We start from the raw sequence: 18,907 nt of genomic DNA, 5'->3' as shown, positions 1-18,907 counted from the left end.
GGTGGTGTCTGTGGTGTCGTCAAGCGGACGCCGGCTTCCAGTGGGCGGCCAGGTCGCCCCAGAGGTAGGCGGCCGTCTCGACCCCCTTGGCGAGCAGGTCGAGCTCGACCTTCTCGTTCGGCGAGTGCCAGCCGTCGGAGGGCACCGAGATCCCGAGGAAGAGGACGGGGGCGTTCAGCACGTCCTGGAGGTCGGCCGCCGGCCCCGAGCCGCCTTCGCGGGTGAAGCGGACCTTCTCGCCGAATGCCCTGCTCATGGCGCGTACGACCGACTGCAGCGCCGGGTGGTCCAGCGGGGTCAGGCACGGCCTGGTCGGAGCGCCGAAGGTGACGGCGTGCCGGATCCCGGCCGGGACGCGCTCCGCGACCCAGGCCGTCACGGCCGTCTCGACCTCGTACGGGTCCTGCCCGGAGACCAGGCGGAACGACAGCTTCAGGTGCGCCGAGGCGGGCACGATGGTCTTGCCGCCGGGCCCCTGGTAGCCGCCGCCGATGCCGTTGACCTCTGCGGTCGGGCGGGCCCAGACGCGCTCCAGCGTGGAGTAGCCGGCCTCGCCCGAGGCCGCGTACGACTTGGCCGTACGGAGCCACTCGCTCTCGTCGAAGGGGAGCTCGGCGATCAGCGCCCGCTCCGCGTCGGTGAGCTCGGCGATGTTGTCGTAGAAGCCGGGGATCGTGACCCGTTCGTCCGCGTCGTGCAGGGCCGCGACGAGGCGGGCGGCGACGGTGGCCGGGTTCGGCACGGCGCCGCCGAAGGCACCCGAGTGGATGTCCTGGTCGGGGCCGAAGAAGTCGATCTCGCAGTCGGCGACGCCGCGCATGCCGGTACAGACGGTGGGCGTGGTCTCGGACCACATGCCGGTGTCGGAGACGATCACGACGTCGGCGGCGAGGCGGGCCGCCTCGCGCTCCACGAGGGCGCGGAAGTGCGGGGAACCGGACTCTTCCTCGCCCTCGATGATCAGCTTGAGGTGCACGGCGGGGGCGGACGCGCCGGTCGCGGCGAGGTGGGCCCGGACGCCGAGGGTGTGGAAGAAGACCTGTCCCTTGTCGTCGGCGGCGCCGCGCCCGTACATCCGGCCGTCCTTGACGACCGGCTCGAACGGGTCGGTGTGCCAGCCGTCGGCGAGGGCCGCGGGCTGCACGTCGTGGTGCCCGTACACGAGGACGGTGGGGGCGGCGGGGTCCTGGCTCGGCCATTCCGCGAAGACGGCGGGGGCGCCGGCCGTCTGCCAGACCTCGGCGACCGGGAAACCGGTCTCCTTGAGCTTCGCGGCCAGCCAGTCGGCGCTGCGCCGTACGTCGTCCGCGTGCTCGGGCTGGGCCGAGACGGAGGGGATGCGGAGCCAGTCGGCGAGGTCGTCGAGGAAGGCCGCGCGGTGGGTTTCGATGTACGTGCGGACGACGCTGTCCGCCGGGGTGTCGCTCATGGCCACGAGCCTAGCCGTCCGTTCGATGGTCGCTTTCCGTGTCCGTTTTGCCTTGGAGGATCTGCTCAAGACGAGCGCGGTCGGGAAGGTTCCGGGGGCGGATCACGCGGCCGCTGCGGACGTGCAGGAACACTGCCGTGACCTGGGAGAGGGGGGTGTTCGTGGCCTCCGCCCAGGCCAGGCGGTAGACGGCCAGCTGGAGGGGGTCGGCCTCGGTGGTGCGGCCGGTCTTCCAGTCGACGATCTCGTAGCCGTCTTCCGCGGTGCGGTAGACGGCGTCGATCCGGCCGCGGATCACCCGGCCGGCGAGGGTCAGCTGGACCGGGACCTCCATGCGGTACGGGGTCCGGTCGGCGTACGGGCTCCGCTCGAAGGCCGCCTTGAGGGAGTCGAGGTCGGCCTCGTCGGCGATGTCCTGGTCGGAGGCGTCCCCGGCTGCCGCCCCGGGCAGGTCGGTGAGCGGGTCGAGGACGTCGAGGTGCGGCAGCGGGAGCTCCTCGAAGCGGGACTCCACCCAGGCGTGGAACCGGGTGCCCTGGCGGGCGGCCGGCTGCGGGGGCTTGGGCATGGGACGGGCGAGGTCGCGTACGAAGCCCTGCTCGTCGGAGGCGAGGCGGAGCAGCTGGCTCGCGGAGAGCGCGGGTGGGAGCTCCACGTCGCGGACGACCTCGCGGGCTCGGCGGAGTTCGCCCTCCAGGGCGTCGAGGTCGCGGTCCCAGGAGGCGATGGCTCTTGCGTCCTCGGGCGTGAGGGGGCCGGGGTTGGGGCCGGCCTCCGACCACGGGTCGTCGGTGCGGCCTGGCTCCGCCGGGCGGCGTCGGGGCTGGGCCGCGGCCCAGTCGCCGTCCCCGGCCTCTGCCTCCGGCCACAGGTCGTCGGCGGGCGCGGCCGGGCGCGGCCGGGCTTCGGCCTCCGGCCACAGGTCCTCGGGGGCGGGCGCGGGCGCGGCGGAGCGCGGGCGGGGCTTGGGCTCGGCCCAGTTGCCGTCCTCCGGCCACAGGTCGTCCGGGGTCGGGGGGGCTTCTTCTTCCCCCACCCCGCCCCTTCCCGAAACCGGGGCTGCGCCCCGGACCCCCTGCGGGGTCCCGCCTGCGGCGGCGGGCACGGCCCTGCCCCGGCCCGCCCCGGCCTGCGGCCGGGCGGCCTCCGCGGCGGTCGGTTCGTCAGCCGGGTCAGGCCACGGGGCGTCCGCCATTGCGGCCCCGTCGGCCGGGTCCGGCCACGGGCGCGTCGTACCCGCAGGCCCGTCGGCCGGGTCCGGCCAAGGGCGGGTCGTGGGCTCCGGTCCGTCGGCCGGGTCCGGCCAGGGGGCCGGGGGCTCCGGTTCGTCGGCCGGGTCCGGCCAGGGGGCCGGGGGCTCCTCGTCGTAGGCGGGGTCTTCGCAATGCGGGGGCCAGAGGTAGGGGTCCTCCGGGGAGGCCTGGTGGTTCTGGGAAGCCCGGTACTCAGGGTCATCCGGGGTCCCCTGGTAGCCCGCTGCGCCCCGGTGGCCCGGAGTTCCCGGGTAGCCCGCGGCGCTCGGGGCGTGCCGGCGCGTGGGGTGGAGGTAGGACTCGACCAGGGTGGCTGCCCGGCGGCGGAGGGTGAGGGAGGTGGGGTCCAGGGGGAGGGGCCAGGAGTGGTCTGGGGTGGAGTCCGTGGCGAGGGCCGGGTTTTCCGCGTCCGGGGCGGGGGTGTCGGCCCAGGCTTCGATCTCGCCGTGGCCTGCGGCGCAGTGTGCGTACAGGGCGGAGAGGAAGGAGGACGGGCCGCGCGGCTTCTTCTGGGTCGGGCCCCACCAGTGGCCCGAGGCCAGCAGGAGAGAGCGCGGGCGGGTGAAGGTGACGTAGCCGAGGCGGAGCTCCTCGACGGCCTTGTGGGACTTGAGGGCCGACTTGAAGGCGCGCAGGCCCGGCGAGGTCCATTCCGGTGTGGGCGGGAGGGTCGGCGCGTCCCCGCGCAGGGCGTACGGGAGGACCTTCGCGTACGAGGTCCAGGCCTCGGGGGCCTTCTCCTTCGGGAAGGAGCCGGCGGAGAGGTCGGGGACCACCACCACGTCCCATTCCAGGCCCTTGGACTTGTGGGCCGTGAGGACCTTGACGGTGTTCTCTCCGCCGGGGAGGGCGTGGTCCAGGCCCTTTTCGTACTGGGCAGCCGTGCGCAGGAAGCCGAGGAAGGCGAGGAGGGAGGCCTCGCCGTCGAGGGAGGCGAAGCCGGCCGCCACGTCCATGAAGCTCGACAGGGTCTCCCGGCGGCGGGCCGCCAGCGCGTGCGGGGACGAGGCCAGCTCCACGTCGAGGCCGGTCGTCGACAGGACGCGGTGCAGGACGTCCATCAGGGGGTCCGAGAGGGAACGGCGCAGGTCTCGCAGTTCCTGGGCCAGGTGCGCGAAGCGGACCCGGGCGGCGGCGGAGAAGGGCAGCTGGTCGGGGGCGGACTGGCCCGCTCCGTCCAGGAAGGTTTCCAGGGCGTCGGCCAGCGAGACGATCTCCGCCGGGTCCACGCCCTCCACCGCCGCCGCGAGGCGGTCGTCGTCGGAGGAGGAGGGGGCGGAGCGGGCGATCAGGGCGCGGGCGCGCCGGCCCAGGAGCGCCAGGTCGCGGGCGCCGATCCGCCAGCGCGGCCCGATGAGCAGCCGGACGAGCGCGGCGTTGGCTCCCGGGTCCTGGAGGACCTCGCAGACGGCGACGAGGTCCGCGACCTCCGGGAGGTGGAGCAGGCCGGACAGGCCGACCACTTCGACCGGGACGTCCCGCTCGACGAGGACCGCCTGGATCCGTGCGAAGTCCCCGCCCGAGCGGCACAGTACGGCGATCTCGCGCGGCTCGGTTCCCGTACGGACCAGGTGGGCGATGGAGTCGCCGATCCAGTCGAGCTCCTGGGCGTGGGTCTCCAGCAGCGCGCACCGGACGGAGCCGTCGCGCTCCGCACCCGGTGCGGGGCGCAGGGCCTCGACTCCCTCGTGCATGGCGCGCAGCGGGGCGGCGAGCTCGTTGGCCAGGTCCAGGAGGCGGCCGCCGCTGCGCCGGTTCTCGCTGAGGGAGAAGCGGGTGGCGGGACTGCCGTCGGCGTACGGGAAGTGCTCGGGGAAGTCGTCCAGGTTGGCCACGGAGGCCCCGCGCCAGCCGTAGATGGCCTGGCAGGGGTCGCCGACGGCCGTCACCGCGTGCCCTGTCCCTTCCCCTGGGACTCCGTCCCGGGGAGACCCCTTGCCGAACAGCCCGGACAGCAGGAGTCGCTGGGCGACCGAGGTGTCCTGGTACTCGTCGAGGAGGACGACGCGGAACTCCTCGCGCAGCAGGGCGCCGACCTCGGGCCGGGTGGTGGCGAGCTGCGCGGAGAGGGCTATCTGGTCGCCGAAATCGAGGAGGTCGCGGGAGCGTTTGGCGGCGCGGTAGCGGGACACGAGCTCGAGGAGTTCGAGGCGGCCGCGGACCGCCTCGGGCACCTTGCGCAGGTCCTCGTTGCTCAGCTTCACATCCGCGAGGGCGGAGAGCAGCTCCGTGTCGTACGCGCGCAGTCGCTCCGGCGGTACGAGGTGCTCGGAGAGCTCCCCGTCGAGCGCGAGCAGGTCGCTGACCAGGTCGGGAACGGATTTGGTGAGGGACGGGTAGGGCCCGGGGGCCTCGCGCAGGACGCGGGCGGCGAGCTGGAAGCGGGTGGCGTCGGCGAGCAGCCGGGCGCTGGGCTCCAGGCCGATGCGCAGGCCGTGGTCCTTGAGGAGCTGTCCGGCGAAGGCGTGGTACGTGGAGATGCGCGGCTCGCCGCCCGCGGAGTCGGCCTCGGCCGGGGAGGGGTCCGGATCGGTGATTCCGGCTCGCGCGAGGGCGGTCCGTACCCGCTCGGCCAGCTCGCCGGCGGCCTTGTTGGTGAAGGTCAGGCCGAGGACCTGCTCGGGTGCGACCGCGCCGGTGCCGACCAGCCAGACCACGCGGGCGGCCATGACGGTGGTCTTGCCGGAGCCGGCGCCGGCCACGATGACCTGCGGGGCGGGCGGGGCGGTGACGCATGCCATCTGTTCGGGCGTGAAGGGGATCCCCAGGAGCTCCTTGAGCTGCTCGGGATCGGTCAGGGCCGGTGCCTGCGGCGCTCTCGCGGGCGGGGAGAGCGGCAGGGACGGCGGGACGGACGGACGCGCGGACACGTGAAAAGGCTAGCCGCCCCCTCTGACAGTCCCGCCCGCCCGACCCGGCGACGGGCCGGTGCCGGGCTGCGGTGCCGGGCTGTGGTGCCGGGCTGCTCCGGCCGGGGTGCCGGCTGCCTCCGGGCCGGCGCCCGCCCCGCCGCGCGGCCTACTCCACCGTCTGGCGGCCCTCCGGGCGGGCGCTGCACGAGGCGCGGAAGGAACAGTGGTCGCAGTGCTTGCCGAGGGCGGGCGCGAAGCGCTCGTCGAGGACCCGGCCGGCCGCGGTGGCGAGCAGGTCGCCGACCCATTCGCCGGGGGCGCCGCCCTCGAGGGCCTGCTGCGCCTGGATCTTGGGCACGGTGTCGCCTCCGTCGCGCTGGGCGGCGCCCTGGCGCAGCTGTACGAGTTCGGCGCCGCCCGGTGCGGGGCGCAGTCCGTCGAAGACCTCGTCGACGGCGCCCTCGCGCACGGCGAGCTGGTACACGGCGAGCTGCGGGTGGCGTTCGACCTCCCTGGCGGTCGGCGCGGACTTGCCGGTCTTGAAGTCGACGACGTACGCCCGGCCCTGCGCGTCCGCCTCGACCCGGTCCATGGAGCCGCGCACCCGGACGGCGTACTCCCCCGCTTCGAGGGTGACGTCGAAGTCGTGCTCGGTGGCCACGGCCGCCCGGCCGCCGCGGTCGGTGGTGTGCCAGCGCAGGAAGCGTTCCAGGGCGGCGCGGGCGTTGTCCTTCTCCTGGCGGGACTTCCAGGGGGCGTCGAAGGCGAGAGAGTCCCAGACGGAGTCGAGCCGTTCCATGAGGACGGCGAGGTCGGCGGGGGTGCGGCCGGAGGCGACCTCGTCGGCGAGGACGTGGACGACGTTGCCGAAGCCCTGGGCGGCGGTGGAGGGGGCGTCGGCCTTGACCTCGCGGCCCAGGAACCACTGGAGGGAGCAGGTGTTGGCGAGCTGCTCCAGGGCGGAGCCGGACAGGGCGACGGGGTGGTCCCGGTCGCGGAGCGGGACGCTGCTGCGGGTGGGCTCGTACAGCCCCCACCAGCGCTGCGGGTGCGCGGCGGGGACGAGCGGGCGGTCCTCGTCGTCGGTGAGGACGGCGAGCCGGGCGAGGCGCCGGGCGGCGGCGTCGCGCAGGGCGGGCGAGGCGTCGGGGTCGACGGTGGTGGCGCGGAGTTCCGCGACGAGCGCGGGGACGGCGAGGGGGCGGCGGGGGCGGCCGGTGACGTCCTTGACGGGGACGCCGAGCTCGGTGAGGAGGCGGGAGGGCTGGTCGCCGTCCTCGGCGGGGGCCTTGACCGCGGTGACGACGAGGCGGTCGCGGGCGCGGGTGGCGGCGACGTAGAAGAGGCGGCGCTCCTCGGCGAGGAGCGCGCCGGGGGTGAGGGGTTCGGCGAGGCCGTCGCGGCCGATGCGGTCGGCTTCGAGGAGGGAGCCGCGGCGGCGCAGGTCGGGCCAGAGCCCTTCCTGGACGCCCGCGACGACGACGAGGCCCCACTCCAGGCCCTTGGAGCGGTGTGCCGTCATCAGACGGACGGCTTCGCGGCGGGTGGCGCGGGGGGTGAGGGTGTCTCCGGCGATGTCCTCGGCCTCGAGCTGCTCGAGGAAGTTGAGGGCGCCGCGGCCGCCGGTACGTTCCTCCGCGCGGGCGGCGGTGTCGAAGAGCGCGCAGACGGCGTCGAGGTCGCGGTCGGCGTTGCGGCCGGCGGGGCCGCCGCGACGGGCGCTGCGTTCCAGGCGCTGCGGCCAGGGGGTGCCGTCCCAGAGGGTCCACAGGACCTCCTCGGCGGTCCCGCCGCCGGCGAGGAGCTCGCGGGCCTTGCGCAGCAGCAGGCCGAGGCGCTGCGCTCCGCGGGCGTAGGCGGGGTCGTGGGCGACGAGCCGCTCCGGCTCCGCGAGGGCGCGGGCGAGGAGGACGTCGGAGGGCGCGGGGGTGCGGACGCCGGCGGCCCGCTCCTCGTCGCGCAGGGCGCGGCCGAGGCGGCGGAGGTCGGCGGCGTCCATCCCGCCGAGCGGCGAGGACAGCAGCACGAGCGCGGCCTCGACCCCGATCCACGCTTCGCCTGCGGCGGGCTCGCCGGATCCGGATCCGGGCCCGGCCTCGGTGCCGGGCAGGCCGGTGCCGCCTTCGGCGGCGGGTGAGGTGTCCCGCCCACCCGCCCCGGCCGCACGGGCAAGCCCGCCCTCGCCCCCGGAAGCGGCCCCGACTCCGTCGGGAAGCTCACCCTCCGGCACGGCCGGGACGTCGGCGGAGCCGGACGGAACGGTGCCGACCGTGGCGGCGGAGACGGACCCAACAGTGCCGCCCACCGCGGCGAGGGAAGGGCCCCGCCCATCCGCCCCAGAGCTGCCGGCCGGCTCGCCCGCACCGCCCACCACCTCGGGAAGCTCACCCTCCGGCACGGCCGGGACGTCGGCGGAGCCGGACGGAACGGTGCCGCTCGCGGCAGCGGACGGAACGGTGGCGCCCGCGGCAGCGGACGGGGCGGTGGCGGGTGTCGGGGTGAGGGGGGGCTCTTGTTCCGGCTCGCTCGTGGCGGCGGCAGCGGATCCGGCTTCGTCGGGGAGCTCGGCCGGGGATGCCGGGGCCTCGGCGGCGTCAGGGGTGGGCGGGGTCGGCGCGGTGTGCGATTCGGCGAGGGTGCGGAGGGCCGTGAGGAGGGGGGCTATGGCCGGCTCGTGGCGGAGGGGGGCGTCCGTGCCGTCGGTTTCGGCAGGGACTCCCGCCGCGATCAGGGCGCGGCGCATCTGCGGCAGGGTGCGGCCGCCCGCGCGGACCAGGACGGCCATGTCCTGCCACGGGACGCCCTCCTCCAGGTGGGCCCGGCGCAGGATGTCGGCGATGTTGTCCAGTTCCGCGCCGGCCGTCGGGTAGGTGAACACCTCGACCCGGCCGCCCTCCCGGGTCGACGCGAGCGCGCGGTGGGCCCGTACCGCCGCCGAGGGCAGGCGCGGCACCTGCATGCGGGTGGTCAGCTGGCGGGTGGCCGTCAGCAGGACCGAAGACGAGCGGCGGGAGGTCGTCAGGGCGCGGACCTGTGCTCCGGGGAAGGAGCTCTCGAAGTCCAGGATGTTGTTGATGTCCGCGCCGCGGAAGGCGTAGATCGACTGGTCGGGGTCGCCGAAGGCGGTCAGCCGCCCGGCGGGTCCGGCCAGTGCGCGCAGCAGGCGCAGCTGCGAGGCGTCCGTGTCCTGGTACTCGTCCACGTAGATCACGTCGTAGGCGGACGAGAGGGACGGGGTCCGCTCCGCCAGGAGTACCGCGCGGTGGAGGAGTTCCGCGTAGTCCAGGGTGCCCTGGAGGTCCAGGACGTCCAGGTACTCGGCGAGGAAGGCCGCCGCCGCCTTCCAGTCGGGGCGGCCGATGCGGGACGCGAAGTCGGACAGGGCCGTCGGGCCCAGGCCCAGCTCGCGGGCGCGGGCGAGCACCGCGCGGACCTCGTCCGCGAAGCCCCGCGTGGTCAGCGCGGCCCGCAGGTCGTCGGGCCAGCGGATCGAGCGGATCCGGCGCTGGCCTTCGAGGAGGGTACGGACCATGACGTCCTGCTCCGGGCCGGAGAGGAGGCGCAGCGGGTCCGCGAAGAGTTCGGCGTCCTGGTGGGCGCGGACCAGTCCGTAACAGAAGGAGTGGAAGGTGGTGGCCTGCGGGGCGCGCGCCCCGCCGAGCCGCAGGGCGGTCCGGTCGCGCAGTTCCACCGCGGCCTTGCGGCTGAAGGTGAGGATCAGGACGCGGGCGGGGTCGGTCCCGGACTCCACGCGGGCCGCGACCGTCTCGACCAGGGTGGTCGTCTTTCCGGTGCCCGGTCCGGCCAGCACGAGCAGCGGGCCGCCGGTGTGCTCAACCACCGCCCGCTGCGCTGCGTCCAGCACAGGGGGATCCACCCGCTCCGCACCGGTACGCACCAGGCGGTACGCGTCCGGGGTCCGCGTACGCCGCCGCTCGGTGCGGTGGCCGTCGGAGGAAGAGGTGTTCACGTGGGGTGCCGGTCCTGGTGGGTCTGCCGTTGCGGCGGTCGCTGCCGCAGCGGTTGCTGCTGCTGTGGTGACGGCCCGGGCGGTGGCCGTGACCGAAGCCCTGGCCGAAGCGGTGGCCGAAGCCGAAGCCGAAGAGGCAACGCTACGGCAAGGCGCGCGGCGGGCGCAGTTTCCCCGGGAGTCCCGTCCTCAGGTCCGGCCCCGAGCCCGGCCCCGTGCCCGGCCTCACTGCCATCCGGTCCCCCGCGTCCCCCGTACGGGGCTTCGCACGTCCCTTCGACCACCCCTCCGGACCGCACATGGCCGAAGCTGTCACATGTGACCTTCGTCCCGCGCCGTGTCCCCGTCGTGGTCCCCGTCGTGCCCGTCCCAGCGTGCCCGCCGCATGTCGAGCCGCGGTTCGCCGTCGCCGGTGAGCCGCAGCGGGGTGGCCTCGGCCCGGTAGTTCTCCAGCGCCCGCCGCTCGCTGCCGGGCAGCGGACGGCCGTCCGCCCGCACCACGCGCCACCAGGGCACGGCTCCGCCGTACAGGGCCATGACCCGGCCCACTTGGCGGGGCCCGCCCTCGCCGAGCCACTCCGCGATGTCGCCGTACGTCATCACCCGGCCGGGCGGAATCCGCTCGGCCGCCTCCAGCACCCGCTCCGCGTACGCGGGCAGCTCTTCGCTCATTCGGCCCATGGTGCCGCACCGGGCCCACAGGGGAGCGGCAAGCGCGTGGAAGCCGGTGTTCCGGACCGGCTCGCACCCTGCTGCCCCCCGCGGCCGTCGGTCCATGCCACCATCTTCCGGGCGGTGACGCGTGATACGTGATCAAGAAGAGACGGAAGTGACGGGAAAGGAGCAGGGTGTGAGTCCTCCGGACGGCGCGGCGGCGAACGACGGCGCGCGCCCAGACGAAGGCCCGCCACAGGGCCGCGAGGACCCGCAGGCGGACCTGCCGGCGACTCCCTCTCAGGCCCAGCCCCAGGCCCAGACCCGGGCCCCGGCCAAGGCCTCCAAGGCCCAGGCGGCGGTTCCGCCTCCGGCCCCGGCTCCGGGCCCGGCCCCCGAGGACGCCGAGACCCCGCACGGCCACACCCCGACGGCCGCCGACCAGGTCGAGGTCGACGAGCCGCTGCTCGCCGCCCGGGTGCACCGCCCCTCCGACCTCGTACGCCTCCTCGTCGGGATCCTCGGCATCGCCGTCGTCCTCGCCATCGCCGCCTTCGCCCACGGCACCACCGCGGGGCTGGAAGCCGACATCAGCAACGGCACGGGCCAGGCGCCCGACGTGCTGATCAAGGTCGCCGGGCTGGTGTCCAGCATCGCCGTGCTCCTCGTCCCGGTGGCCTTCGCCATCGAGAGGCTGATCAAACGCGACGGACTGCGCATCGCCGACGGCGTGCTCGCCGCCGTCCTCGCGCACGGGGTCACCCTCGCCACCGACCTCTGGGTCTCCCAGGCCGCGCCCACGACCATCCAAGAAGCCCTCACCCGTCCCACCATGGCCGACGGGGCCCTCACCGATCCGGTGCACGGCTACCTCGCGCCCGTGATCGCGTACATGACGGCCGTCGGGATGACCCGGCGTCCGCGCTGGCGCGTCGCCCTGTGGGTGGTCCTGCTGCTGGACGCCTTCGCGATGCTGGTCGGCGGCTACACCACCCCCTTCTCGATCATCCTGACCGTGCTGATCGGCTGGAGCGTCGCGTACGGAACCCTGTACGCGGTCGGCTCGCCGAACGTCCGCCCCACCGGGCAGAACCTCCTCGCGGGACTGCGCCGGGTCGGCTTCCAGCCGGTCAGCGCGATGCGCGCCGAGTCCCCGGAAGGCGGCGACAGCACCGAGGTCAGCGACCGCGGGCGGCGCTACCACGTCACCCTGGAGGACGGCCCGCCCCTGGACGTCACCGTCGTGGACCGGGAGCAGCAGGCCCAGGGCTTCTACTACCGGGTCTGGCGCCGCCTGACGCTGCGCGGGATCACCACCCGGCGCAGTCTGCAGTCCCTGCGCCAGGCGCTGGAGCAGGAGGCCCTGCTCGCGTACGCGGCCATCGCCGCCGGGGCCAACGCGCCCAAGCTCATCGCCACCTCCGAGCTGGGTCCGGACGCCGTGATGCTCGTCTACGAGCACCTGGGCGGCCGGAGCCTGGACCAGCTGGCCGACGAGGAGATCACCGACGAGCTGAGCCGCAACGCCTGGCAGCAGGTACGGGCCCTGCAGTCCCGGCGGATCGCGCACCGGCGGCTGACCGGGGACGCGCTCGTGGTGGATCGTTCCGGCAGCGGCAGCGGCACCGGCACCGCCGGCGGCGCCGCGGCGGGCACCATCACCCTGACCGACCTGCGCGGCGGCGAGATCGCGGCCGGCGACCTCGTGCTGCGCATGGACATCGCGCAGCTGCTCACCACCCTCGGCCTGCGGGTCGGCGCCGAGCGCTCGGTCGCCTCGGCGGTGTCGGTGCTCGGCCCGGACGCGGTGGCCGACTGCCTGCCGCTGCTCCAGCCGATCGCGCTGAGCCGCTCCACGCGGGCGACGCTGCGCAAGCTGGCGCGGGAGCGGGCGGACCGCGAGCGGGAAGCCGTACTGGAGTCCTCGCGGGCGGCGAAGGCCTTGCGCGAGGCGGGTTCCGCCTCGCCCGCCACCCGCTCCGCCGTCGAGAAGAAGGCCGAGAAGAAGGCCCTGGACGACGCGCTCGACGGGGCCCGCGAGGAGGATCTGCTGAGCCAGATCCGCCAGCAGGTGCTGCTGATCCGCCCGCAGGCGCCGGTGGAACCGGCCCGGCTGGAGCGGATCCGGCCGCGCACGCTGGTGTCGTTCATCGCGGGCGCGTTCGGCGCGTACTTCCTGGTCACCCAGATCGCGCACGTCGACTTCGCCACCACGATCGGCGATGCGCAGTGGGGCTGGGTCGGGGTGGCGCTCGCCTTCTCGGCGCTCACCTATTTCGCGGCGGCGATGAGCCTGCTGGGCTTCGTACCCGAGCGGGTGCCGTTCCTGCGGACCGTACTGGCCCAGGTAGCCGGATCCTTCGTGAAGCTGGTGGCTCCGGCCGCGGTCGGCGGTGTCGCGCTGAACACCCGCTTCCTCCAGCGGGCGGGCATCCGTCCCGGACTCGCCGTAGCCAGCGTGGGCGCCTCGCAGCTCTTCGGGCTGGCGAGCCACATCCTGCTGCTGCTGTCCTTCGGCTATCTGACGGGGACCGAGAAGACGCCCGAGATGACCCCGTCGAGGACGGTCATCGCCGGTCTGCTGACCGTGGCCGTGCTGGTGCTCGTGGTGACGGCCGTGCCCTTCCTGCGGAAGTTCGTGGCGACCCGGGTACGGGCCCTGTTCGCCGGAGTGGTCCCGCGCATGCTGGACGTGCTCCAGCGGCCGCAGAAACTCCTGACCGGCATCGGCGGGATGCTGCTGCTGACGGGCTGCTTCGTGATGTGCCTGGACGCCTCGATCCGCGCCTTCGGCGGCGGCGAGGCCATCAGCTACGCGAGCATCGCGGTGGTCTTCCTGGCCGGCAACGCCCTGGGCTCGGCCGCTCCGACACCGGGCGGCATCGGAGCGGTGGAGGGCGCGCTGACGCTGGGCCTGGTCGCGGCGGGGCTGGACGGCCAGGTGGCCTTCTCGGCGGTGCTGCTGTTCCGCGTGGTGACGTTCTGGCTTCCGGTGCTGCCGGGCTGGATCTCCTTCAACTTCCTGACGCGCAAGGAAGCGATCTAAACCCCCTGGAGCCCCGTCGGCCGCCCTGCCTAGGGTGGCCGGATGAACGGGACGAGCGGGAGCAGCGGAACCAGCGGAACCAGCGGGAGCAGCGGCATACGGGTCGCGGCCGATCCGGCCGAGTGGCGGGGCGGCTTCGAGCAACGGGTGCTCGCCGGGTACCGGGCCGCGGGATGCTCGGAGCCCCTTTCCCGCGCCCTGCTGGAGCGGGCGCTGAAGGGCGTCGACGGCTGGACGGTGGCCACGGACGGCGCCGGGTGGATCGCGGTCGGGGTGTCCGAGGACAACGGGGCTCCCGTGGGCCGGATCCACGACCTGACGGCGGCGCCGGGGCCGGCCGCAACGGCGGCCCGTACGTGGGCCGAGCGGTGGTGCGCCGAGCGGGGCGCGGGGCGGGTGGAGGTCCGGCTCACCGGCGCCGCCGACAGCTCGCACGCGGTCTTCGCCCACTACCCCGTGCGGGGCCAGAACCGCCTGCGGGCCGCCGCCGAGCGCCCCGCCCTGCCGCCGGGCCTCACCGTCCGGCCGCTCACCGCGGAGGAGTACCCCGGCTGGTACGCGGGCGAGGAGGCGGCGTACGTGGCGGACATCGTCCGCGCCGGGGCCCTGAACCCGGAGCAGGCCAAGGCCAAGTCCGACGAGGACTTCGCCCGCCACCTCCCGCAGGGCCACGCGACCCCCGGGCACGCCTTCTACGCGCTGGAGGCCGACGGGCAGGTGGTCGGCACGGGCTGGGTGAACCACGGCTACTTGCCGGGCGTCACCTTCGGCTTCTCGCTGGAGGTGTACGAGGAGCACCGCGGCAAGGGCTTCGGCCGCGCCGCGATGTCCGTCGGCGAGTGGGCCGTCCGGCAGGGCGGCGACGAGGCACTGATGTTCAACGTGTTCGGCGGCAACGAGGTGGCGATGAGCCTGTACGACCGCACGGGCTTCGCCGTCCTGGACGAGTTCCGCTCGCTGCCCCTCTGAAGCGGCCCCGACCGCGACCCCGCACCCTCAGAAGATCAGCAGCAGCGAAGCCAGCAGCGCCGCCGAACCCACGGTTTCGACGGCGCCGACCACCGCCACCTTGAGCCCGCGGCCGGGGAGCGCCGCGGCCCGGGCCAGGTAGGCCGCGAAGGGGAGGGCCAGCCACGGGGAGAGGCAGGCCGCCAGGACGGTGGCCACCGCGTGGTAGGCCACCGAACCCCGGTAGTACGTACGGGAGTTCCGCTCCCTGATCATCGTCTTCACGTACGGGACCGTGCCCGCGAAGTACAGCAGGCAGGCGGCGGCCGGCGCCCAGGGCAGGCCGCCCCCGCCCAGCCGCGCCGCCACCAGCAGCATCCCGCAGGCCGGGACCACCGCCGCCAGTCCGTTGCCCAGGGCCCGCTCGCGGTTCCGCAGCGCGAACCAGGAGTTCACGGCCACGAAGGGCGCCGCTGCCGCGCCCGCGAGCAGCAGCCGGGGGTGGAGCACCGCGAGCGGGATCCCCGCCAGGGCGGTCGCCGCGCCGAGGACCAGCGCCGGGCGGACGTGGCGCCGCGCCGCCTCGGGGCGCCGGGCGGCGACCCGTCGCAGGCGCAGCCACTGCTGGGCGTGGAAGACCGCCGCGTAACCGAGGAGCCAGGCCGCCAGGAGCAGGAGGTGCTGCCATCCGGGCCGCGGTGAGAGGAACGTGCCCGCGAGGAAGGGCACGGTGAGCATCGCCCACGCCCCGTGCTGGTCCGGGATCCAGGAGGCCTTCTTCGGCGGCACGCTCCCCGTCCTTCCCTAATTGGTATTCGGGCACGTAATTTTCCACCCCCGCAACGGAGTTGGCTCCTTCCAGCGTGACATCCACTCGACCTGTGAAAGACCGGAATTAGGTCACGCCCCTACGGGACCTTTGTCATCGGATTCGCCTCCGCGCCGGGCGTAGCGTCGTGTCTGGGTCATCTTGCCCGGACCCCACGCACCGCCTTTTATTCCGGCCTGGAGGGTCGCCTTGCACGAGCGCCACATACGCGACGGATACCAGGACGCCGCCGAATCGCTGATCAAGGCGGGCAGTTTCTTCAGGACCGCCGAGGTCTCGGACGACCTGCGGACCGTCCACCACACCGGCGGCCGCGCCGCGGAGGCCTTCTACCGCGACCGGTGGAGCCACGACAAGGTCGTGTACTCCACCCACGGCGTGAACTGCACCGGCTCCTGCCGGTGGAAGGTCTACGTCAAGGACGGGATCATCACCTGGGAGACCCAGTCCACCGACTACCCCTCGGTGGGCCCCGACAGCCCCGAGTACGAGCCCCGCGGATGCCCGCGCGGCGCCTCGTTCTCCTGGTACTCCTACTCCCCCACCCGGGTGCGCTACCCGTACGTGCGCGGCGCCCTGCTGGAGATGTACCGCGAGGCCAAGGCGCGCCTCGGCGACCCGGTCGAGGCCTGGGCCGACGTCCAGTCCGACCCGGTGCGCCGGCGTACGTACCAGCGGGCGCGCGGCAAGGGCGGGCTGGTGCGGGCGACGTGGGAGGAGGCGACGGAGATCGTCGCGGCCGCGCACGTGCACACGATCAAGGAGCACGGTCCGGACCGGGTCGCCGGCTTCTCGCCGATTCCGGCGATGTCGATGGCCTCGCACGCGGCCGGTGCCCGTTTCCACTCGCTCATCGGTGCGCCGATGCTGTCCTTCTACGACTGGTACGCCGACCTTCCGGTCGCCTCACCGCAGGTCTTCGGGGACCAGACGGACGTCCCGGAGTCGGGCGACTGGTGGGACGCCGCGTACCTGATGATGTGGGGCTCGAACGTCCCCGTCACGCGTACCCCGGACGCCCACTGGATGGCCGAGGCCCGCTATCGCGGCCAGAAGGTCGTCACCGTCTCCCCCGACTACGCGGACAACACCAAATTCGCCGACGAATGGATGCACCCGCACCCCGGTACGGACGGTGCGCTGGCCCTCGCGATGGGCCATGTCATCCTCAAGGAATTCTTCGTCGACAAGCAGACGCCCTTCTTCACGGACTACGTCCGGCAATACACGGACCTGCCTTTCCTGGTGTCCCTCAAGGAGACCGAACAGGGTCTGGTTCCGGGGAAGTTCGTCACCGCCGCCGATCTCGGTGAAACGGGTCTTCCGGACGCGGGCGAGAACGCGCAGTGGAAGACCGTCCTGATCGACGCCACGACCGGCGAGATCGTCGTCCCGAACGGCACGCTCGGTCACCGCTGGGGCAAGAACGAGAAGCCCGAGTGGAACCTCGAACTCGGCGACACCGTCCCGCGCCTGACCCTCCACGGCACCGCCGACGAGAGCGTGGAGATCACCCTCCCCCGCTTCGAGGACGACGAACAGGGCGTGGACCAGGACGGGAAGGCGCGCGGCACGATCCGCCGCGGTGTGCCCGTACGGCGCCTCGCGACCGCCGACGGGGACCGGCTGGTCACGACCGTCTTCGACCTGATGCTCGCCCAGTACGGGGTCGGCCGCGAGGGCCTGCCCGGCGTGTGGCCCACGGGCTACGAGGACGCGAGCGCCCCGGGCACCCCCGGCTGGCAGGAGTCGCTGACCTCGGTCCCCGCGGCCCAGGCGGCGCGCGTGGCACGGGAGTTCGCGCAGACCGCCGAGCAGTCCCGGGGCCGCTGCATGATCCTGATGGGCGCGGGCACCAACCACTGGTTCCACTCCGAGACCATCTACCGCTCCTTCCTGGCCCTGCTCACCCTCACCGGCTGCCAGGGCCGCAACGGTGGCGGCTGGGGCCACTACGTCGGCCAGGAGAAGTGCCGTCCGGTCACCGGCTGGGCGACGCTGGCCGCCGCCTCCGACTGGTCGCGCCCGCCGCGCCAGATGATCGGCGCGGCCTGGTTCTACCTGCACACCGACCAGTGGCGCTACGACACCCTGCCCGCGGAGGCGCTCGCCTCCCCGCTCGCTTCCGGCGCCTTCGAGGGCATGACGGGCTCGGACTGCCTGGCGGCGAGCACCCGGATGGGCTGGATGCCCTCGTACCCGACCTTCGACCGCAACCCGCTGGAGCTGGGCGAGGCCGAGGACCCGGTCGCGTCCGCCGTCGAGCAGCTCAAGAGCGGCGAGCTCGGCTTCGCCGGCGAGGACCCGGACGCCCCGGGCAACTGGCCGCGCGTGCTCAACGTGTGGCGGGCCAACCTGCTGGGCTCCAGCTCCAAGGGCAACGAGTACTTCCTCAAGCACCTCCTGGGCACCCACTCCAACCTGCCCGAGGACGGGCCGCGCTGCACGCCCAGGGACGTGACGTACCGGGAGGAGGACGTGGAGGGCAAGCTCGACCTGCTCATGTCCATGGACTTCCGGATGACGTCCACGACGCTGCTGTCCGACGTGGTGTTCCCGGCGGCCACCTGGTACGAGAAGCACGACCTGTCCTCCACGGACATGCACCCCTTCCTGCACGCCTTCACCCCGGCCGTGGACCCGCCGTGGCAGGCCCGCTCCGACTACGACGCCTTCAAGGGGCTGGCGGAGCGCTTCGGCGAGCTGGCCAAGAGCCACCTGGGCGTGCGCAAGGACCTGGTCGCCACCGCCCTGCAGCACGACACCCCGGGCGGTGAGATGGCGCAGCCCGGCGGGGTCGCGCTGGACTGGTCGAAGGGCGAGTGCGAGCCCGTACCGGGCCGGACCATGTACAACCTGGTGGTCGTGGAGCGGGACTACGGGGCGGTCGGCGACAAGTTCGCCGCGCTCGGCCCGCTCGTCGACACGCTGGGCGTGACCACGAAGGCGGTCACCTTCGACGTGGCCGAGGAGGTGGCCTACCTGGGCGCGAAGAACGGCACGGTCCGCGGCGGCGTCGCCGACGGCCGCCCGCGCCTGGAGACCGCGCAGCAGGCCTGCGAGGCGATCCTCTCGCTCTCCGGCACCAGCAACGGCCGCCTCGCCACACAGGGGTTCGAGACCCTGGAGAAGAAGGTCGGCACCCCGATGGCCCATCTGGCCGCGGAGGCCGAGGGCAAGCGGATCACCTTCGCCGACACCCAGGCCCGCCCGGTCCCGGTGATCACCTCGCCGGAGTGGTCGGGCTCCGAGTCCGGCGGGCGCCGGTACACGGCCTTCACGATCAACACCGAGCACCTCAAGCCCTGGCACACCCTCACCGGCCGCCAGCACTTCTTCATCGACCACGACTGGCTGCACGAGGTCGGGGAGTCCCTCCCCGTCTACAAGCCGCCGCTGAACATGCACACCCTGTACGGGGAGCCCGAGCTCGGCACGGTCGACGAGAAGGCGAAGTCGGTGGCCGTCCGCTACCTGACCCCGCACAACAAGTGGGCCATCCACAGCCAGTACCAGGACAACCTCTACATGATGACCCTGGGCCGCGGCGGCCAGACGGTCTGGATGTCCCCGCAGGACGCCGAGGCGATCGGCGTCGCGGACAACGACTGGATCGAAGCGGTCAACCGCAACGGCGTGATCACCGCCCGCGCGATCGTCTCCCACAAGATGCCGCCCGGCACGGTCTACATGAACCACGCACAGGAGCGCACGGTCGGCGTCCCCAAGACGGAGAAGACCGGCCGCCGCGGCGGCATCCACAACTCGCTGACCCGGGTGATGCTCAAGCCCACCCACCTCATCGGCGGTTACGCCCAGCTGACCTGGGCCTTCAACTACCTCGGCCCGACCGGCAACCAGCGCGACGAGGTGACGGTCATCCGCCGCCGCGACCAGAAGGTGGAGTTCTAATCGTGCCCCGGAGC

The 18,907-nt window shown here is 73.9% G+C and carries 8 protein-coding genes; 3 read left to right on the top strand and 5 right to left on the bottom strand.

Annotated elements, in window-relative coordinates:
• Nucleotides 1–19 precede the first annotated feature (19 nt).
• The 4 genes from ACFYM0_RS19520 to ACFYM0_RS19505 all read right to left on the bottom strand — a co-directional run bounded on the left by ACFYM0_RS19520 (nucleotide 20) and on the right by ACFYM0_RS19505 (nucleotide 10,176).
• The gene (locus ACFYM0_RS19520; protein ID WP_388502872.1) at nucleotides 20–1,429 is read right to left on the bottom strand and encodes a dipeptidase; all 1,410 of its coding nucleotides are present in this window, start codon (nucleotides 1,427–1,429) and stop codon (nucleotides 20–22) included.
• A 10-nt stretch (nucleotides 1,430–1,439) separates the two neighbouring features.
• Nucleotides 1,440–5,522, bottom strand: a complete 4,083-nt coding sequence (locus ACFYM0_RS19515; protein WP_388503050.1) for a UvrD-helicase domain-containing protein — start codon at nucleotides 5,520–5,522, stop codon at nucleotides 1,440–1,442.
• Between the two features lie 178 nt (nucleotides 5,523–5,700).
• Nucleotides 5,701–9,504: an ATP-dependent helicase gene (locus ACFYM0_RS19510; RefSeq protein WP_388502870.1), complete on the bottom strand. Its 3,804-nt coding sequence runs from the start codon at nucleotides 9,502–9,504 to the stop codon at nucleotides 5,701–5,703.
• 312 nt (nucleotides 9,505–9,816) lie between these two features.
• Nucleotides 9,817–10,176, bottom strand: a complete 360-nt coding sequence (locus tag ACFYM0_RS19505) for an MGMT family protein (protein ID WP_388502866.1) — start codon at nucleotides 10,174–10,176, stop codon at nucleotides 9,817–9,819.
• A gap of 178 nt (nucleotides 10,177–10,354) precedes the next feature.
• Here ACFYM0_RS19505 and ACFYM0_RS19500 point away from each other — a divergent pair, with 178 nt between their 5' ends.
• Together ACFYM0_RS19500 and ACFYM0_RS19495 are read left to right on the top strand one after the other, a co-directional pair.
• Nucleotides 10,355–13,204, top strand: coding sequence for a lysylphosphatidylglycerol synthase domain-containing protein (locus ACFYM0_RS19500; RefSeq protein WP_388502863.1), 2,850 nt, complete (start codon nucleotides 10,355–10,357; stop codon nucleotides 13,202–13,204).
• Nucleotides 13,205–13,246: 42 nt separating this feature from the next.
• Entirely contained in the window at nucleotides 13,247–14,173 is a 927-nt protein-coding gene (locus tag ACFYM0_RS19495) for a GNAT family N-acetyltransferase (RefSeq protein ID WP_388502861.1), read from the top strand.
• Nucleotides 14,174–14,200: 27 nt separating this feature from the next.
• On the opposite strand, the gene ACFYM0_RS19490 is transcribed toward ACFYM0_RS19495, so the two are convergent.
• Nucleotides 14,201–14,941 carry a YwiC-like family protein gene (locus ACFYM0_RS19490; protein ID WP_388502859.1) on the bottom strand — a complete coding sequence of 247 codons (741 nt, stop codon included), beginning with the start codon at nucleotides 14,939–14,941 and terminating at the stop codon, nucleotides 14,201–14,203.
• Nucleotides 14,942–15,170: 229 nt separating this feature from the next.
• Between ACFYM0_RS19490 and ACFYM0_RS19485 the strand changes: the two genes are divergently transcribed.
• Entirely contained in the window at nucleotides 15,171–18,893 is a 3,723-nt protein-coding gene (locus tag ACFYM0_RS19485) for a nitrate reductase subunit alpha (protein ID WP_388502856.1), read from the top strand.
• The last annotated feature ends 14 nt before the right edge of the window (nucleotides 18,894–18,907 follow it).

Origin of the sequence: Streptomyces sp. NPDC006487, from assembly GCF_042870555.1 — a bacterium.
Classification (GTDB): Bacteria; Actinomycetota; Actinomycetes; order Streptomycetales; family Streptomycetaceae; genus Streptomyces.
Note: the sequence above shows the minus strand (reverse complement) of the source record. Positions and strands in the feature narration are given on the sequence as shown.

What these genes read in the sequence shown, in the direction of transcription:
- ACFYM0_RS19495 (WP_388502861.1), top strand. Translation starts at nt 13,247, where the DNA reads ATGAACGGGACGAGCGGGAGCAGCGGAACCAGCGGAACCAGCGGGAGC.
- ACFYM0_RS19520 (WP_388502872.1), bottom strand. Translation starts at nt 1,429, where the DNA reads ATGAGCGACACCCCGGCGGACAGCGTCGTCCGCACGTACATCGAAACC.
- ACFYM0_RS19505 (WP_388502866.1), bottom strand. Translation starts at nt 10,176, where the DNA reads ATGAGCGAAGAGCTGCCCGCGTACGCGGAGCGGGTGCTGGAGGCGGCC.